This is a genomic window from Sphingobacterium sp. UBA6320 (assembly GCF_002440335.1).
GTDB lineage: Bacteria > Bacteroidota > Bacteroidia > Sphingobacteriales > Sphingobacteriaceae > Sphingobacterium.
The window spans coordinates 40,231-59,548 of record NZ_DJTA01000016.1 but is presented as its reverse complement, the minus strand read 5'-3'; the positions used below and the strand labels follow the sequence as shown (position 1 = coordinate 59,548).

The window sequence follows — 19,318 nt, the reverse complement described above, 5'->3', positions numbered from 1 at the left end:
AACAATGCCAAAAACATTTTTTATATACTTACTAATGAGTTCTTGTTTTATCGCGATTTCAGTCGGTACTTAGGTCAATACCTGACATCATGTATACCCTATTCATTTCTTAGACTATCTATCGGGTTTGCTTTTGCTGCTCTTAGAGTTTGGTAGCCGATGGAAATACAAATGATGATGAAAATAATTGCCAGGGCAATCGTGAAGTACCACCATTGCAGTTCAATTCGGTAAGCGAAATTTTCCAACCATTTATTAAGGATCAAATAAGTCAGTGGAATAGAGACTAATCCACCAATAACAAAAAGTTGAAAAAAGGGCTTATTCAGCTGTATGAAAATCGTCTTGACAGAAGCACCTAAAACTTTGCGTACACTCATTTCCTTTTTACGTACGGTTACTTGATAAGCAGCCATACTAAAAAGACCAAGAGCGGCAATGATAACCGCCAAAAAAGTAAAGCTATTAAAAGCAGTCTGCATTTCTTCTTGCTTTTTGTGCAACAAAGCATATTGTTGATCCATAAAAGCATATTCAAGAGGCAGTGACTTTGTCGATGGATTTTGTTGCCATTCTTTTTTTACGATCTCAATAGCCTGATCAACTTTTCCTTTGACCGCTTTTACCATTAATGTGCCCTGAGGTCTGACTGTTCCACATTCATTTTTATAAGAGTAGACAGTCGGTTTAACATTATTCTCAAAGCCGTAGGCTTTTGTATCTTTTACTACCGCGACGATTTGAAAATTCACATCACAGCCTGCTATCTGAGCCCCGATAGGTTGATCTACATTTAAAAATGCTGCTGCAGATTCATTGATCACAGCATAGTGTGACGATGAGTCCTGAAGAAGTTGTTTGATTGAAATAGGTATATCTCCTTTTAGTATAGCTATATTCAACGTATTAAAATAATTTTTATCAATTCCGATATGTTCCAGATCAAGTTGCTTGTGATTATGTTTAAATTGTACTGTTAGTGGAAGCTCTGCCTCTCCAGGTATATTTGTAGCCGAAGCTACTGATAAGATACTGGGATCTTGCTCCAGCCTTTCCTTTAAGTTTTGGTAAGTACCATCCAATTTATTATCATAATACATCCCCAAGCCCTTAAAATTGATGACTTGCTCAGGTTCGAATCCTTTATCCGTGGTTTGCATATAGTTGATTTGACTATGTATGACAATCATCCCGCTGATAAAAAGTAATGCTACACTGATTTGAAAGACCAACAAACTGCTTTGGAGCATACTTTTGCCCTGAGTGTGATTAAGTTTACCTTTTAGCAAATGAACAGATTTGAATCCCGAAAGAACAAAGGCAGGATAAATACCGGATAAACAGGTTGTACCCACGATTCCGATGGACAGATATAATAGCGTATCCTGATTTAATATATATTGTTTCAAGTCGTCATTAAACCATTTTTGTAATATATTTCCTGTTATATTCAGGATCATAAAGCTACAGGCAGCCGCGATAAAGGTGAGTATAAACACCTCTAAAAGTAATTGACGAATGATAGCCCAACGAGAACTCCCTAAAATCTTTTTTAATGCCAGTTCTTTGATTCTTCGATCAGCCTGTGCAATGATCATATTGGCAAAATTAGCTGAAGCTAAAATCAGGATGATAATGGATATACTTCCGATTATCCAGAGCATCAGATAAGGGGTATTGCTACCCGTTTTAGGTCTTAAATGCAAATGAGATAAAGGATCTAAGTAAATTTCACCTTTCATCAAAGTCGGAGGTTGTACTTTTGAAGCGATTTTGTCTTGGTAGAGGGCATCGATTTTTTTAACCAATTCAGGAATATTTGTTCCATCTTTTACCTGAATATATGTTTGGTATGAAAAAGGGTTTTCGCCAGCAAACACATCCTCAGGTTCCTTTATAACAAGTAGATCATGATCAATCAAAGAAAGACCATTATCTTTACTTATTCCATAAATAAATTCATGTTGATCCAGCTGTAAACTTAAAACAGGAATGGATTTGGGAGTATCAAAATTTAGATCACCTTTTTTGAATATTTTTTGTGCAACAGTCTCCTTTACTAAGGTAGCTTCATTTTGTATTTTACTTCTGTATAAGCTGCCCGTCTTATTTTCTACTTGAAAAATATGTGCAGCTGCCGAATCTATCACTGCAGCATTTTTAACCAATACCGTATTTTCACCAAATAGCGGATAAGTCCCAAAATTATAATTGATTTTTCGACCAGCGGTTACGATTTCTGGTAGACTTTCTTTTAGTAAAGGAGCAAGCACGACGTTTGTTTCATCCGAAAAAACACCTTTATCCGCTAGTCCAACCAAATAGATTTGATCATAATTCGGATTCCATTTATCATAATTTGTTTCTCTATTAATATATTGATAGGATAAGAGAAAACCAGTAAAGCCTAACATCAATCCAAATATATTTAACAAGGAAAAAGCCTTGTTCTTATAAAGGCTCCGCCATGCAATTTTGATTTCATTTAAGATCATATGTCGCTTATTTTTTTATAATTAAAAATGAAATTTGTGTCTTTATTCTATAAATAAAAGAATACAATTGCTTTGCCATTTTAATTACAATCTAATTATCAGTATGTTATTGTTTCTATACCTGTTATTACTGTTCAATATTGAACAGTAAACGTTCAGTTATGGACAACATGTTTTTACGAATTGAAAACATCTCTCCGTCCAACAGAAGATCCATTAGTTGCGCTTAACTATTCATTTCTTAAGCTATCCACTGGGTTAGTACGGATCACTTTTATTGTTTGGAAACTAATGGTCAATAAGGCGATCAAAATGGCAGATCCTCCAGCAACAATAAAATATACCCAATTGATATTAATTCTGTAATTAAAATCAGCAAGCCATTGGTTCATTGCCCACCAAGCGATTGGTATGGCAATGACAATGGCGACAAACACCAGTTTTATGAAATCCTCTGACAGTAATTTTAACAAGCTCATATGGCTCGCTCCAAGCACTTTTCTAATACCTATTTCTTTAGTCCGCTGTTGAGTAATATAGGTTACCAAACCAAATAAACCCAGTGAAGCGATAAAAATAGCAACTACAGCAAAGCAGGTGAACATATTTTTTGTCCGTTTTACATCTTGATATAAAGCTTCAAAACCTTCATCCATAAAACTGTAATTGATCTTTTGGTTTGGACTAAACTGATTCCAAACCTTGGTGATCGAAGCCAATGTTTCGTCCATGTGTTGAGGCTGTACTTTAATGGACAACAGAGAAGGGCTATCGCGCAATACCAAACCGATAGGAGCAATGCCCTCACCTTTTAAAGATTCAAAAATAAAATCATCGACCACACCTAAAATCGTCCAGGTCTCCCCATTTGTGATTTTTGAGCCAATCGGATTTTTTATGCCCAGTTCTGCTATCATTTGTTTATTGACAATGATGCCCATACTATCCGAAGCCATTTCCGGATTAAAATTACGCCCTTCAATCAATTTAATTCCATAAGTGTCAAGATACTCTTCATCTATTCTCCAGAATTGCCCCTGTGTTGCCAAGTCTTGTTCTCGCTTCCCATCCAACCAAAAGGCATTACCATTTCTCTTCGCTCCATCGATCGGAACAGGCAAATAGTCGCCAATAGAAACATGGCTGACAGTAGGAAGGGCGTAAAGTTCACGTTTAAGTGGGCTTAATTTATCGTCGACAGCATTCAATCCACGAAGGACGATCACCTGATCTTTGCTAAACCCCAGATCTTTTTGAAGGATATATTGTATTTGTTGATTACTGATGAGTGCTCCAATAATTAAAATAATGGAGGTCGCAAATTGAAAAATGACCAAACCATTTCTCAGCGAGGGTTTGCGTACGTTACCGACTAATTTATTTTTTAATGCCGCGATAGGTCTAAAACCAGAAAGGTAGAGCGCAGGATAAATACCGGCTACAACACCGATGATAACAGTAGCAAGTACCAATGAAAGAATGAAATACCAGTTGAACCATGGCATCTGAATTGATTTATTAGCGATGTTATTGAAAAGTGGCAATAGCAGATTTGCTAAAAGAACACCTAAGAGTAAAGATAGAAAGCTATAGCTTAATGCTTCGATCATAAATTGACTGATCAAACTATTCCTGCTCGAACCAATAGTCTTACGAATACCTATTTCCTTTGCTCTATTTGTTGCATTAGCAGTTGATAAGTTGACAAAATTAATACCTGCAATCAACAAAATAAAAAAAGCTACCGCAGCAAAAGTCCATACCATACGAATATCACCACGATTCAATGTTGATACGCGATCATCTTCGATGTCTGCTGAATATAGGTGGATATCCAGCGCATTTTGAAGCTTGATTTTAATTTGATTCACGATAGGACCAACTTTTCTTCCAGCTTTGATCAGTTCAGGAATATAATGTCCGGAGATGTAAGTTTTGAAAATTTCTTGCTCTGCGAGGCTGACATTTGTTTCAGGCTTCAATTTGATATAGATCGTATAATTATTGCTCGTCCATTTCTGCTGTTCACCTGGATAAAATGGTTCACCAGCCAGTGACATGAAAAAACCATAACCAGATAATGTAGAATGGCTAGGGATATCATCGATAACCCCTGTGATGGTGTAACTCTTGGATTTGTCATTGTTTAAATAGATCTGTTGTCCAATAGGATTTCCTTTAAAATATTTAATTGCCTTACTTTTTGTCAGAACCACGGTATTCGGTTTATCTAACGCATGTTGCAATTGACCGTATTGCATAGGAGAGGGAAACATGTCCAATATGGATTGATCGATATAAACAAATCCATCATCATAATGACTTTCAGGCAAACTATTAATAGTCAATTGATTGCTACCTGCACCGAATTGAGGATTAGGAAGCATACGTCCCGAACTTTCTATAGCAGGAATTTCATCTTTTAATGTGGCCGCACCAGGAGCAGAAAGAGATACCCATCGATTGATTTTATTACCTTCTGGTGCCTGAACAACAAGACGATAAACCCTCTCCATAGCAGGGTACAACTTATTGTAACTAGTTTCATGTTTAATATAGAGAACAATCAATAAACAGATAGCAATACCAAAAGCAAATCCACCAATTTTGATACTGGAGTACAGTTTATTCTTTGTGATATTCCGCCAAGCGATTTTAAGATTATTTGCGAGCATAACAATAACATTTATTTATTAAGAGCATCATATCAAGATAATAATGCCTCATGCCTATGAAGACAATCGTATTGCCAAAGTGTTATATGGTTGTTTGTTAAACAGTTATGTGTTTTATTAGCAATTGGTATTGTACGATTGCGAACAGTTTTCGTTCAGTATCGTACAACTGTTTAAAGTCAGCATATGGTCTACCATAGACTAAATGAATAGAGCTTTCCTACTCCTTAAAGTTCACGTCAATCCATTTAATAGTATATCACTTTGCTTATTATCCATCCAATATGGTCATGAATATGATAGAAGCCAATCGTAATTGGTCTCAATTTTACATTCTAATACCGATCACTGTCTTATAAAAAATGCCGACTATTCATGATCGAATAGCCGGCATAACATAAACATATTAGTCTCTTTTTACAAGAGATTTGAAACAAACATTAAACTCTTTTTTATTTTAGACACCCTTATTCATCACGCAGGCTATCTACAGGATTGGTACGAATAACCTTTAAAGTCTGGAAGCTGATGGTACCGATAGCAATAAGAATAGCTGACAAACCCGCTAATATAAAATATAACCAATTGATCTCTATTCGATAGTTAAAGTCTTGTAACCAAGTATTCATAGACCACCAAGAAATAGGAACTGCAATTACGATAGCAATAAATACTAATTTTATGAAGTTGCTGGAAAGCAGTTTCAAAAGACTCATACTACTTGCTCCAAGCACTTTGCGGATTCCGATCTCTTTTGTACGCTGTTGAGTGATATAAGTAGCGAGTCCAAATAACCCGAGTGATGCTATGAAAATAGCAATAAAGGCAAAGCTGGTGAAAATATTTTTTGTCCGTTCAACATCCTGATATAAACTTTCAAAACCTTCATCTAAAAAACTATAATTGATTTTTTGATTGGGAGAAAATTTATCCCATACTTTGGTGATCTGAGCAAGAGATTGATCCATGTGGCCAGCTTTAACTTTTATGGATAACAAAGAAGGGCTATTTCCAAGAGCTAAAGCGACTGGTCCAGATTCCTCCTTTAATGATTCAAATATAAAGTCGTCCACTACACCTATGATCGTCAAAACCTGACCATTATTGATTTTTGTTCCAATAGGATGAGCAATTCCCAATTGTTTCACAAGTGTTTTGTTCACAATAGTCGCAGAACTATCAGAAGCTAATGTGGGATTGAAATTGCGTCCTTCAGACAACCGCAATTCAAATGTGGATAAATAACTATCGTCAACAAGCCAGAATTGTGCACCTCTAGGAAGTTGTACATCTTTTTTATCATCAAGTGAAAAGGAGTTCCCATTTCGTTTCACACCATCGATAGGTACAGGCGAGTAATCTCCTATAGAAACATCAGCAACGGAAGGAAGAGATTTTAGTTCATTTTTTAAACTTCCCAAATCCTGGGATAACGTGCTGATTCCTCGTAATACGATGACCTGATCTTTGCTGAATCCTAGATCTTTATTCAAAATAAAATTGACCTGTTGATTGGCAACAAGTGCACTCACGATAAGAATAATAGAGGTCGCAAACTGAAAAGTGACAAGACCATTGCGTAACATAGAACTTCTTGGACTCGATTGCTGTTTGTTTTTTAATGCTGAAATGGGTTTGAAGCCAGATAGATAAAGAGCAGGATAAATACCCGCCAAGCTTCCAATAAATATGAAAGCAATGATCAGTGTTGGTATAAAATACCAGCTTAATAGTGGAATATCCAAACTTTTGTTCGCAAGGTTGTTAAATAAAGGTAATAATATCCAAGCTAATAAAAGTCCTATGATCAAGGAGATCAAGCTATAGCATAGTGCTTCTACCATAAACTGGCGAATGAGGGATTTTCGGTCAGAACCTATGGTTTTACGAATTCCAATTTCTTTCGCCCTAGTCGCCGCATTTGCAGTGGAAAGGTTGACAAAATTGATGCAAGCGATCAGTAAGATAAAACCAGCAATAGATGCAAATGCCCATATCATTTTAATGTCTCCTCGATTGAGAGTAGACACTTTATCGTCACGAATACCTGAAGAATACAGATGGATATCAGATGCATGCTGTAAAGTCATTTTTAACTGATAAATGAAAGGTTTAATTGTACCACCTGCTTTCAATGTTTCTGGTATGAGATGGCCTTCTATGTACACCTTTTGAATGATATCTTGCGTATGTACTGGATCGCTATTTTTTTTCAGTTTCACATACACCGTATAGTTTGTGGCCATCCAATTATTTTGTTCGCCAGGATAAAAAGGCTCACCGGCTAAAGACATAAAAAATGTATAGCCATACAGCGTTGAATTCCTTGGAATATCATCTATGATAGCCGTTATCGTGTCGGGTTTCGATTTATCATTGTTGAGGTATATTTGTTGACCAACTGGATTATCCTTGAAATATTTGGCCGCTTTACTTTTTGTAATGACAATGGTATTGGGATTATCCAAGGCATGCGCCAGTTGTCCATAGATAATTGGTGAAGGAAACATCTCTAAAATGGACTGGTCAATATAAACAAATCCATCGTCATAATAATTGTCAGGTTTAGAACCTAGGGTCAATTGATTCCCGCCCGCGCCAAAAAGTGGATTAGGCAATATACGACCAGTTTGTTCTACTGCTGGAACTTCATCTTTTATGGCTTGAGCAGAAGGAGCTGTCAAAGATAATCCTCTCATCACATCGTCCCCATTTGGAATTTGTGATACAATGCGATAGATCCGATCTACATTTGGATAAAATTTGTTATAGCTCGTTTCATGTTTAATATATAAAACAATGAGAATACAGATCGATACGCTAAACGCAAATCCACCAATTTTGATGATGGAATAGAGTTTATTCTTTGTAATATTCCGCCAAGCGATTTTAAGATTATTTCTGAACATAACAATTGTATTTTTCTAGGTAGCCCATTATATCATGATAATAAGGAGTCTATTATCATGAAAACAATTGTATTGCCAAATGTGCAAATATTTGTATATTAAGTTTTTATGTTTTTTTAACTGCTAAATCTTGTACGATAACGAACAGTTTACGTCCAATATCGTACAAATGTTTTAGTCCGCTATATGATTTAAGCTCAAAAATCATGTAGGACTTAAATGTGTCTTTAGGTACTGGCCATCGCTTCGATACGGTTAAATTGAATCTTTTAGACGTAGGTCTTCACATAATTTAAGCATCATTTCATTCGGATCACTATCAATTGCTAGCGCAATGAGATACATTTCATCTAATCTTAATTTTGCCGTATCATTCATGGTGAGTTCGTTGATTCGTGCTTTACTTAATCCTGTCTTGCGCGCTACCATTGATTTATTGACAGATTTTTTTGCTAGAATTTCTCCAAGTTTTGTCATACAGTATATTTATTTTTCTATTCATGTGTATAGCTAAATATATTAAATGTTGTTATTATATATACAAAAATTTTGAATATTGCTAGTTATTCCTTTTTTTTGTATAGAATATCTATATAAATTGTAATTATGAAAAAGAAGCAATCTCCCCCAACAATTCAAGAGTACAAAATTCGGTGTAGTGAAATTGAAATCATCATTCTATACCGCATGATGCTACTCCGGACAGCAAAAAATCTATCTACAGAAGAAGTTTCATTTTTAATGGGAAAAGAAGATGACTTTATTGAAAAAATAGAAAGTTTCAAGATAAAGAGTATTTATGCCCATGATCTCTTCGTGTTTACACAGGTGTTAGATTATAATGCTGGCGTAGTTTATCCTAATTCTGTTGATATTGATCATCAAAAGTTTAATTATAAGATGTTTAAAACTATTTGTAGTGATCGTGTGATTTATGAGCTCAAACAGCTGGATGAAAACAAAGAAGCTTTTAAAATCATTTTTTTGTTAATGGACTCCAGACATGATATTGATAGCTTTAGCAATTCAACCGCTAATGAAATAGAACAATTAAAGAATTTAATGGATAAGCTATTTGAGAAAGGATATTTTACACAAGAAAGACTCGCATATGAAATATTATATAAATGTCAAGATGCAATTGATAGCTCTATAGCTCCTAAAAATCTGAAAGTTGTTTTACAAAATTATGTAGATAATAAGGAAAAATATCATTTGGAACAAAGGATTTCAAGTAAAAAGAATTTTTCTGGCGTTGCTTATTTACAGGTATAACAGTTCACGAAAAGATAGAGAATCGAGCACTGTTTTTAAATTAGGCTCGAAGTCATCTCAAAATCTTAAGCCTTACAAGCACCATATTTATACACCGACTGATAATTGATCGGTGTATACTTTAGTTAGCATCTTATGTTTTTTTTATTCATCTCTCAATTTTTCAATCGGATTAAATCGTGTAGCACGATATATTATACCTATGATCAATGTGCCCAATAATAAAGTTAAAAAACCCAGTGGAAGCAAATACGTGAGTAAGTCAATCTCGATTCGACTGCTATAATTTTGTAACCAGATATGCATAAGTATATAACTAATAGGTATCGTCACTAATAAAGCCAAAACAAAAATCATGTAAAATTCTTTTGAGAAAAGTAAAATTAAATGTGATAGTGAAGCTCCCAGAACTTTGCGTACACCTACTTCTTTATTACGCAAATTTATGGACAATGTAATCAAACCAATTATTCCCAACGATACAATTAAAAGAGCAGCGATGGAAGCGACTTGTGAGGCACGCTGTAACTGGAGTTCTGTCTTGTACAATTTCTGAATACGTTCATCCGTAAATTGATATTGAAACGGAGCATCCGGAAGTAACTCTTTCCATTTTTGTTCTAATGCTGACATAGAAGAACTCAAATTTCCAGCCTTCAACCGGATACTAAAATAACGAAACTGCAATGATTTGTTTATATCTATCCATACAACAGGAGCGGTTTCTTCCAGCATAGAGTTGGGAATAAAATCTGCAGTTACACCCGAAATCGTGACATATTGATGTTCATCATCCAATCCAATCGTTTGTCCGACAGCTTCGTCAGGTTGTTTAAATCCCAACGCAAGCATCGCCTTTCTATTGATCACAATATAAGAAGTCTGATGATCAGCTGTGTTTTTAGATAAAAATGTTCCAGCTAATATTGGAATTTGATACGTTTTTGCAAAATGGTCATCAGACATGATCACTTTCGTATTGACTTCTTTTTCTGTTTTATTGTTTATTAATGTACTGTTATTCCCTCCAATGAATCCAGGGATTTCATAAGAAAGGCTTAGCGATTCGATTTGCGGAAGCCTCTCAAACTCATTTCGAGTAGTCTCCATTTTCTTTAATCCTACTTCACTCCAATCACGAGGTACCTGTACCGTCAATACCGATTCCTTATTATACCCAGAGTTGCCATGTAAAAATAAATCGATCTGTTTGGATATAATAATAGTAGCCATTAAGATAATAATAGCCACAGCAAATTGTATAAAGATTAATACCCGACGAATAACCTGTTTATTGTTATTTTGAGTGAATTTATTTTTTATAGACTCCAATATACCATTGCTTGATAGTTTTATTGCAGGATAGATCCCAGCAAAAAAGCCGACCATACAAGCAAATAGAAATAATAAAATAAAAAATGCAGCAGGAAGAGCTGTCAATGTCGGTAGTTCACGCATAAAGATACCTTCAAACACGGGAGTTAACAATACATACAAAGGAAGGCTCAATATAACAGCAATAATTAGCGTAATCACATATTCAGTAAGTAATTGAGCTATAATCTGTGTACGAGATGAACCCATTACTTTGCGCACCCCCATCTCTTTAAGGCGTGAGAAGTTTTGACTGATCGTGATATTGATGAAATTGATGACAGCCATTAGTAAAACGAAACCTGCAATCCAAAGTAAGGTAGAAATCATTTTACGAATAGCCCCGTTGTTGTCATCTAAAAAGTAGCTTTTTAAAGGTTTTAGATCTGGGGTATAGTTTAAAGAAAAATCCGCATCCATATTCCGCTTTATGAGATCCTGAATAGGAGCATGTAATTGATCGGGAGTAATTCCTTTTTGAAGCTCGATAAAAGAAACGATATAAGGATTGTGCCAGTTGTGGATAGACCTTCCAAAATAAGATTCACTTGCTATAGGTAGAAAGATATCGGATTTCATGGCATCATTTAAGTGCATTACGGAATTCTGTGTATTTTCTATGATTACACCTGTGATCGTGAAAGGCTGCTTATCGCCATTGAAGTTTTTGATTTCCAACGTTTGACCTAAAACATTTAGTTTTCCAAAATATTTTTTAGCGGCTTTTTCGGTGATGACTACAGTGAATGGTTTTGTTAATGCAGTTGTTGAATTTCCTTCAAACAATTGGAAGCCGAACATGTCCAATAAGGTAGGATCTCCAACAACTGTACCTTCTTCGAATATCTGCTGACCATGGGAAACAATACAGGTCAATCCATCGATTCGATAGTAATTTGCCACCAATTGAGGATATTCTTCTTTTAAAGCCTTTGGCAAAGCACCAATACTTGTTAATGGTATACCAAAACCTTCTTTTTTATAATTACTTTGTAGTAGGTACTGCTGTTCTTTATGGCGTAGTTGGCTGTTAACTTGATGTACTTCCCAGACATAAGCCCCTACAAGTATGACAAAAGTAATACTACAAATCAAACCCACAAGATTGATTAAACTTTCGTATTTACGCTTTATAATATTACGCCAAGCGATTTTTATATTGTTTTTTAGCATTATCCTGTTTTTTGCCTTCGATATTAGTTGATCTCATTAAAATAGTAACCGCGTCCATCAGATTGGGTTTACGTAGAACATATTTTTCTTACCGCGGATCGTTTTATTCTCATAACACACTTACTCATCCCGCAAACTATCAACAGGATTTGAAAGAGCAGCTTTAATCGTTTGGAAGCTAATGGTGGCTAAACTGATCAAAATAGCCATCAATCCAGCAGCAGCAAAATACTGCCATTGAATTTCTATGCGATAATTATAATCCTGTAACCAATTATCCATCACCCACCATGCTATTGGCGATGCAATAAGGATGGCCATAAGCACTAATTTAATAAAATCAACAGAAAGCAAAGATGTTAATTGTCCAATAGATGCACCCAAGACTTTCCTGACAGCAATTTCTTTCATACGCGTTTCTGCCATATAAGCAATCAAAGCAAATAAACCCAAGCAAGAAATAAAGATGGTCAATACCGCAAAAAGCATAGAAAGAGTACCAATAGATTGCGTCTCTTTAAATTTAGCTTCAAAATTTTTATCAATAAACTTATACTCAAAAGGGTAATCCGGATTGAATTTTTTGAAGATATCCGCTACCGTTTTTAAATTATTAACAGTACTATTGTTTGGGTTCAATCGGTAGTGGATATTTGTAAACCAAGATTTAGGACCAAAAATAATCATCGGTAAAGTTTCACCATATGGTGAATCAACGATGAAATCTTTGATTACACCTACTACAGTCCAGTCCTCTCTATCTCCATGGATAACCTGACCAATCGGATTTTGTAATCGCATGCTTTTAACAGCAGTTTCTGTCAATAACATTGCATTACTATCAGTTTTATATTTATAAATATCAATATCTCTACCTGATAAAAGTGTAAATCCTAAATTTTCAACCGCATCAGCATCCGTACTGAAACGATTGAACGATACTTTTTTATCGCTTTCGCTACTTCCAGGCCAGGAAAACCCCATGCCATTGCTATATCGATCAGTCACTGGCGACATATTTTTAGAAACAGAAACAACAGCATTGCTAGCCAGCAATTCGTTACGAAGATTTAAATAATTCTTTTCAAGTTCTCCAGAAATACTGCTCACTAATAACCCATTGTCATCATAACCCCGATCCCGATCTTTAGTATGCTGAATCTGTTGGAATATAATAATCGTTGCTATTGTCAGAATAATAGCAATTGAAAATTGCAAGATAACCAGAATAGAGCGTACGCTTAAGCCCCTTTTATAAGAGTTTAATTTTCCCTTTAACGTTTTTAGCGGTTTAAAAGAGGACAGGAAAAATGCAGGGTAGCTACCTGCCAAAACTCCTGTAATAATCGTGAAAATAATTAAAAATAACCAATTGCTGCCAGAAAGTAGGGAAATATGAAGATTTTTCTCAACTAAATTATTAAATGCCGGAAGAATTAAGATGATACAGCCTACTGCTAGTATCATGGCGGCAAAACTGATTAAAACACTTTCTACAATAAACTGTGCAATCAGACTTTTACGATCAGCACCTACCACCTTTCGAACGCCTACCTCTTTAGCCCTTCGCTCAGAACGAGCAGTACTCAAGTTCATGAAATTGATACAAGCCACCAACAAGATAAATGAGCCAATCCAAGTAAATAAATGCACCAATTGAATGCGACCAGCAGTATAAGCGCCATTAACACTTTTGTTGTACAAATAGGCATCTTGATAAGGGAATGCAAAGATTTCATTTGTCGACCTGATTTCATTATTGCCCACATTAATATGATTTTGACTAACAAGCCTTATTTTGTTGTTAAAGGCTTCTAATGGTGTTGTCTCCCGTAGCAGAACATATGTTTCGATGGAGTTGTTCTGCCAGTTTTCATCCGTATAGCCAATTTTTTTAGCATATTCCCATGACAGCAAATAGTCAAATTGCATACTGGTGTTATTGGGTAGATCTTGTAATACAGCATCCACTGTCACTAAGTTTACAGAATCTATTTTGATGGTTTTGCCCACAGGATCAGAGTTTCCAAATAAAGTCTCAGCAAACTTTTGTGTCAAAACAACGGAATTTGCATTTTGAAGCAATTTATTTTTATTACCCTTGACTATAGGAAAGCTAAACATATCAAAAAAACCAGGATCAACAAATGCGACTTGAGATACGATTTTTTTATTGTTATAGGTCGTTAGAAAATTATTAAATTGATCATAACGCGTGAATTTTTCAATATCTGGAAAATCTTTTTTCAACGTAGGCCCCATAATTTTTGGTGTATTCACCCAAGCCCACATCTGTCCCTGATTCATATCCCGATTACTGATCACGTACAGTCTATCACCCTTCATATGAAAGCGATCCATACTCAGCATATTTTGTAACCAAAGTGCGATCAGTAAAGCCCCTGCCATACCAATGGCCAATCCAATGATATTGATGCTTGAAAAAGCTTTATTTTTTAGCAAATTACGCCAAGCGATTTTAATATAGTTATTGATCATTGTTATTTTATCAAGAGGTGTCTATTCAAAATGACTATTTTATTCATCTCGTAAGCATTCAACAGGATTGATAATTGCTGCACGTATAGTTTGGTAGCTTATCGTTAAAAAAGCAATTGTTAACGCGACACATCCAGCAAATACAAATACCCACCAATCCAGTTCAATATGATATGCAAAATTATCCATCCATTTGTACATCGCCAACCAACCAAAAGGAACACTGATCAGTAAAGCAAATACGACTAATTTTAGAAAATCAAAACTTAATAACTTAACGATTTTTAATACAGACGCACCCAATACTTTACGGATACCGATCTCTTTGATCCGTTGTTGAACCGTATAAGTCGAAAGAGCAAATAAGCCCATACACGCAATGGTAATGGTAATAAATGAAAACAGTTGCATCGCTTTGGTAGTCTGTTGATCTTGGAGGTAAAGTTGATTATAGTCATCATTAAGAAAGTGATATTCATAGGTGTCTTTCGGATCAATTTCTTTCACGATCGTTTTTACTTGATTGATAGCATCCTGCATCGGAACTTGTGCATTAAGCTTGATGAATATATTTCCAAAATAATCATACTCGGGGAAGAGGACAACAGGGCTAATCTCATTATGCAGTGAGGTGAAATTGAAGCTTTGAACAACTTGTTTAATAGAACCTTTACGACCATTTAAATTTATTCTCTTACCGACAGCCTCTTTAGGGCTCCAGCCCAGCGCTGATGCCGTTAACGTATTGATAATAAAACTATTTTCAGGAGATACGGTATCTCTTGCTCTTAATATGTCCGTATCCGAAAGAGGCGAGCCAGCAACTGATTTAATATTAAATAACGATACAAAGTCTTTTTCAATCGGGATAGCCGTTACATTAATAGAAAAATCCGTCGGTTGCCCTTCCACATCACTGATGCTGTAACCCCCTTGAATATTTACAGGACTGTCGTAGGAAGCAGTCATTCCTTTCACACTATTTAATTGGCTCAACTTATCCTTCAATAATTGACGTTCTTTGTCCATCCAGCCCCGTCCATCAATCACCAATATATCAGAGCGATCCAATCCAGTATTTTTAGATTGAATAAATTCCATTTGTCTACTTGCAAATAGAGTACAAATGATAAAAAATATAGAAATACAAAATTGGAAAGCAATCAGTATTTTACTCAGCGATATTCCAGTTCGCTTTTCACTCAGTTTACTCTTAAAGATTGAAATCGGTTTTAAGCTAGAAATTGAGTAAGCTGGCCATCCGCCAGCAAGTATTGATAAGGCAATAAAGAATGTCGATAAGGATAGATAAACAGCAGGTTTGTCCCATATATTAATGCTGATATCTACCCCCATAAAATGACTAAAAACCGGCAAAAGAAGAAAAGTTGCCAATATACTCAGCAATAAGGAAATTAAAATCATCACACTGCATTCCAATAAAAATTGGAAAAAAATGTTTTGACGGCCGGCTCCCAACACTTTCTTTACGCCGATCTCTTTTTTGCGCTCTATAGCATGTGCAAGGATTAAATTTGTAAAATTAATGCAGGTCAAGACAATTAGCGCAATACCTAAGGCTCCTAGTATGTAGACATAGAGTATATTTCCAGTACCTGATGTTTTTGAGTGCAGATGAATGTCGGTTAATTTTTCTATTTGGAAACCAAATTGATAACCTTGTTTAATAGCATCATTAAACTTATTCTTGACCAGATTATCCAGCTTAAGTTGAACTGATGGGAAGCTCATCTTATTGGCCAATAAGGCTATGGTGATATCATTAGCAGAAGTCCAGGATGATTCTTTGTAACGAGCTAAACCCTGATTAGATAAGATTGCAGAAAATTGCAACTGCGTATTGCTCGGTAGATCCTGTATAACTCCAGTCACTTTCCAATTCACCTTATCAATGACCAAAGTTTTGTTCGTGGCAGGTTCATTCGGAAAATATTTTTTAGCCAAACTCTCCGTAAGCACAATTTGATTCGGACCTTCGAGTACATGTTTTTTACTTCCTTCGATAAATTGGTAATCCAATATTTCAAACAAATTATGGTCTGCATAGTAAAGCTTATTTTCTTTCAAAGATTGGTCATCAATATCAATTAATCCCGCTTGAGTGTAAGCATATAAGCGGCTCGCTTGCTCTACCTCAGGAAACTCTGATTGTAGGACCTGTTGTAATCCAGTGGGCGTTGTGCCCGATGAGACCAATTCAGAACTATTTGGAGATTTGTAAGATAAACTAAAATAAGCAAGCCGATCAGCATGAGAGAAAAATCGTTCATAACTGGATTCGTGATAGATATAAGTAGCTAATAGAAGAAAGCAGGTTATTCCCATTGTTAACCCAGACATATTGAGTAATGAAAAGCCCTTATTCTTCCGAATATTACGCCATGCTATTTTGATATGATTCTTGATCATTATTTTATGCTTTTAAATTCTTGTATTTTGTAAACTAGCCCATGCAGATTTGTTGATAAATTTTCGATTAGATTACTCATCTCTCAATGTTTTTACAGGATTAGTATTCGCAGCTCTAATCGCTTGTGTACTGACCGTTAATATCGCAATCGTTAATGCCGCAATACCAGCGACTGCAAAGATCCACCACTGAATTTCGATGCGGTAAGAAAAATCTTCTAACCATTTATTCATGGTCCACCAAGCAATAGGTGAAGCAAGCAGAATCGCTATAAGTACCAGTTTTACAAAATCTCGCGACAGCATAGCTGTTATACCTGTTACAGAAGCACCCAATACTTTACGAATACCGATCTCTTTTGTTCTTAATTCAGCAATATACGACGCTAGTCCAAGTAAGCCTAGACAAGATATAAAAATGGCCAATCCAGAGAAAATAAGTGCCAACTGAGCAGTTTGCTGCTGTTCTTTAAACTTGGTCGCAAATTGCTGATCAACAAATTTATATTCAAAAGGATAAGCTGGATTAAATTTTTTGAGTATCTCCTCCATTTGTTTCAAGTTATGGTCTATTGGCAAAGATGGGTTAGTACGAACGACCATATTTAACATCCACTCTTTAGCAGGGTAAATGAGAAGAGGGGTAACAGGACTGTAGGGAGAATCATTAATGTAATCATTAATGACCCCTACTATCGTAAATGTGTTGCTTCCCCATTTCAGGATGCTACCAATAGGATTTTTCAATTTCATTTCTTTGATAGCAGCCTCGTTCACCAGCACCGATAGACTATCGGAAGCCAACCGTTCAAAGTCGATGTCACGACCTTCCAGTACCTTTAAGCCAAGAGTTTTAACAAAATCACTTTCTGCCTTACCAATATTGAATACGATTTTCTTTCCTTGTTCAGGAGTTGCCCCTTCCCATGAAAAATTACCACTTGAGTTTGACGCATTTCGGGTTATCGACCACCCCGTACGGGTTACAGCATGCGCAATATTTTTATTGATCAATTCAGATTTAATGACTTTATAATTTTTTGTCATATCACCTTCCATAGGAATTTCGATCAGTTGCGAAGGAGAATAGCCGATATCACGTTTTCCAGCGTATTCAATTTGGCTACGGACAATCAAGGTTGCAATAATTAAGATAAGCGCAATTCCAAATTGGAATACGACTAATACTTCCCGAAAATTTAAAGCTAGTTTTTTAGATTTTCCAAATACTTTGAGAGATCTTATAGGCTTAAATGAGGATAGTACAAATGCAGGGTATAAGCCTGCAAACACTCCAGTTAACAGGATAAATCCAACTAATGAGACCCAGATTATTGGATCTGTAATGGAGAAAACTAACGGTTTATCTAGGATTTTATTAAAAAAAGGAAGTGCCAAGAAAGTTAATCCGATCGACAGAATTCCCGCAATGAATGAAAGCAATACCGATTCCGTCAAAAATTGGGCAATTAAACTACTGCGTTGCGCACCCACCACTTTTCGTACCGCTACTTCTTTGGCTCGTTTTTGGCTACGAGCAGTGCTGAGATTAACGAAATTGATGCAAGCGATCAATAGAATCAAAAATCCCAAACCAGCCACCAATTTAACTTGATCAATTTTACCACCAACTGGTACACCCTGTTCAAATTTTGAATACAAGTGCATTTTAGATAGCGGATATAAAAATAGGGAACCTTTTAACTCGTTATTTGTCTTTTTTGCAATGATATTTTTTAGTTTTTTATTAAAGGCCTCCACATCTGTACCATCTTTAAGTTGGATGTAGGTCATGAATGTACTTTTATTCCAGTTTGGAGAGTAATTATCCGCCTTAGTTAGGGGAATCAAATAGTTAAAATCAAAATCGGTATTGCTTGGCAAATCGGCAATAATTCCAGATACTTGATAAGGTTCCTTATTGTCCAGTATAAGGGTTTTATTTAAAGGATCCGTATCGCCAAATATTTTCTTGGAGAGGCTTTCTGTTAAGATGATGTTTTGTGGACCAGAGAGAACTTGACTGCGATTACCCTTTAAAAGTTTAAAATCAAACATCTCCATAAAAGAAGGATCAACCTCCGTGCCTTTAGACTTAATTTTATTCTCATCAAAAGATAATAATCTATCCACATTCCAATACACACGTGCCGCATGCTCTACCTCAGGGTATTCAGCTTTTAAAGTAACCGATGCCGGGCCTGAAGTGATATTACTCATGCCGATTTGACCTACATCTTCATATTTATTCCAAACACGATATAAGTTGTCTTTGTTACTATAGAAATTGTCAAATTGTGATTGATTCTGTACCCAAATAGCAATCATCAAAACAGCCGCCATTCCAATAGCTAATCCGATAATGTTAATGGTTGCATATCCCTTACTTTTCAGTAGATTTCTCCAAGCGATTTTGAAATTGTTCCGTATCATGGTATTGTACTTTAGGCTGTTGTCTTATTTTTGTTTTTAAAGTTCAATACCTAAG

At 35.7% G+C, this 19,318-nt stretch carries 9 protein-coding genes; 1 reads left to right on the top strand and 8 read right to left on the bottom strand.

Annotation, left to right across the window (positions count from 1 at the left end; genetic code table 11):
- Positions 1–98: 98 nt before the first annotated feature.
- The 4 genes from B3P23_RS09680 to B3P23_RS09665 all read right to left on the bottom strand — a co-directional run bounded on the left by B3P23_RS09680 (position 99) and on the right by B3P23_RS09665 (position 8,556).
- Positions 99–2,495: an FtsX-like permease family protein gene (locus tag B3P23_RS09680; protein WP_293925535.1), complete on the bottom strand. Its 2,397-nt coding sequence runs from the start codon at positions 2,493–2,495 to the stop codon at positions 99–101.
- A gap of 230 nt (positions 2,496–2,725) precedes the next feature.
- A complete protein-coding gene (locus B3P23_RS09675; protein ID WP_293925534.1) occupies positions 2,726–5,170 on the bottom strand; it encodes an ABC transporter permease in 2,445 nt (814 codons plus the stop codon).
- Positions 5,171–5,637: 467 nt separating this feature from the next.
- A complete protein-coding gene (locus B3P23_RS09670; protein WP_293925533.1) occupies positions 5,638–8,079 on the bottom strand; it encodes an ABC transporter permease in 2,442 nt (813 codons plus the stop codon).
- 255 nt (positions 8,080–8,334) lie between these two features.
- Positions 8,335–8,556, bottom strand: a complete 222-nt coding sequence (locus tag B3P23_RS09665) for a helix-turn-helix domain-containing protein (protein WP_248754764.1) — start codon at positions 8,554–8,556, stop codon at positions 8,335–8,337.
- 129 nt (positions 8,557–8,685) lie between these two features.
- Between B3P23_RS09665 and B3P23_RS09660 the strand changes: the two genes are divergently transcribed.
- Positions 8,686–9,354, top strand: a complete 669-nt coding sequence (locus tag B3P23_RS09660) for a hypothetical protein (RefSeq protein ID WP_293925532.1) — start codon at positions 8,686–8,688, stop codon at positions 9,352–9,354.
- A 144-nt stretch (positions 9,355–9,498) separates the two neighbouring features.
- Here the strand turns inward: B3P23_RS09660 and B3P23_RS09655 are convergent, their stop codons facing one another.
- The 4 genes from B3P23_RS09655 to B3P23_RS09640 all read right to left on the bottom strand — a co-directional run bounded on the left by B3P23_RS09655 (position 9,499) and on the right by B3P23_RS09640 (position 19,263).
- A complete protein-coding gene (locus tag B3P23_RS09655) occupies positions 9,499–11,901 on the bottom strand; it encodes an ABC transporter permease (protein WP_293925531.1) in 2,403 nt (800 codons plus the stop codon).
- A 120-nt stretch (positions 11,902–12,021) separates the two neighbouring features.
- The gene (locus B3P23_RS09650; RefSeq protein WP_094772109.1) at positions 12,022–14,400 is read right to left on the bottom strand and encodes an ABC transporter permease; all 2,379 of its coding nucleotides are present in this window, start codon (positions 14,398–14,400) and stop codon (positions 12,022–12,024) included.
- A 39-nt stretch (positions 14,401–14,439) separates the two neighbouring features.
- Positions 14,440–16,830, bottom strand: a complete 2,391-nt coding sequence (locus B3P23_RS09645) for an ABC transporter permease (protein WP_293925530.1) — start codon at positions 16,828–16,830, stop codon at positions 14,440–14,442.
- A 72-nt stretch (positions 16,831–16,902) separates the two neighbouring features.
- On the bottom strand, positions 16,903–19,263 hold the full coding sequence (locus tag B3P23_RS09640) for an ABC transporter permease (RefSeq protein ID WP_293925529.1): 2,361 nt from the start codon (positions 19,261–19,263) through the stop codon (positions 16,903–16,905).
- Between the last annotated feature and the right edge of the window lie 55 nt (positions 19,264–19,318).

What these genes read in the sequence shown, in the direction of transcription:
- B3P23_RS09645 (WP_293925530.1), bottom strand. Translation starts at nt 16,830, where the DNA reads ATGATCAAGAATCATATCAAAATAGCATGGCGTAATATTCGGAAGAAT.
- B3P23_RS09640 (WP_293925529.1), bottom strand. Translation starts at nt 19,263, where the DNA reads ATGATACGGAACAATTTCAAAATCGCTTGGAGAAATCTACTGAAAAGT.
- B3P23_RS09665 (WP_248754764.1), bottom strand. Translation starts at nt 8,556, where the DNA reads ATGACAAAACTTGGAGAAATTCTAGCAAAAAAATCTGTCAATAAATCA.
- B3P23_RS09670 (WP_293925533.1), bottom strand. Translation starts at nt 8,079, where the DNA reads ATGTTCAGAAATAATCTTAAAATCGCTTGGCGGAATATTACAAAGAAT.
- B3P23_RS09655 (WP_293925531.1), bottom strand. Translation starts at nt 11,901, where the DNA reads ATGCTAAAAAACAATATAAAAATCGCTTGGCGTAATATTATAAAGCGT.
- B3P23_RS09660 (WP_293925532.1), top strand. Translation starts at nt 8,686, where the DNA reads ATGAAAAAGAAGCAATCTCCCCCAACAATTCAAGAGTACAAAATTCGG.
- B3P23_RS09680 (WP_293925535.1), bottom strand. Translation starts at nt 2,495, where the DNA reads ATGATCTTAAATGAAATCAAAATTGCATGGCGGAGCCTTTATAAGAAC.
- B3P23_RS09650 (WP_094772109.1), bottom strand. Translation starts at nt 14,400, where the DNA reads ATGATCAATAACTATATTAAAATCGCTTGGCGTAATTTGCTAAAAAAT.
- B3P23_RS09675 (WP_293925534.1), bottom strand. Translation starts at nt 5,170, where the DNA reads ATGCTCGCAAATAATCTTAAAATCGCTTGGCGGAATATCACAAAGAAT.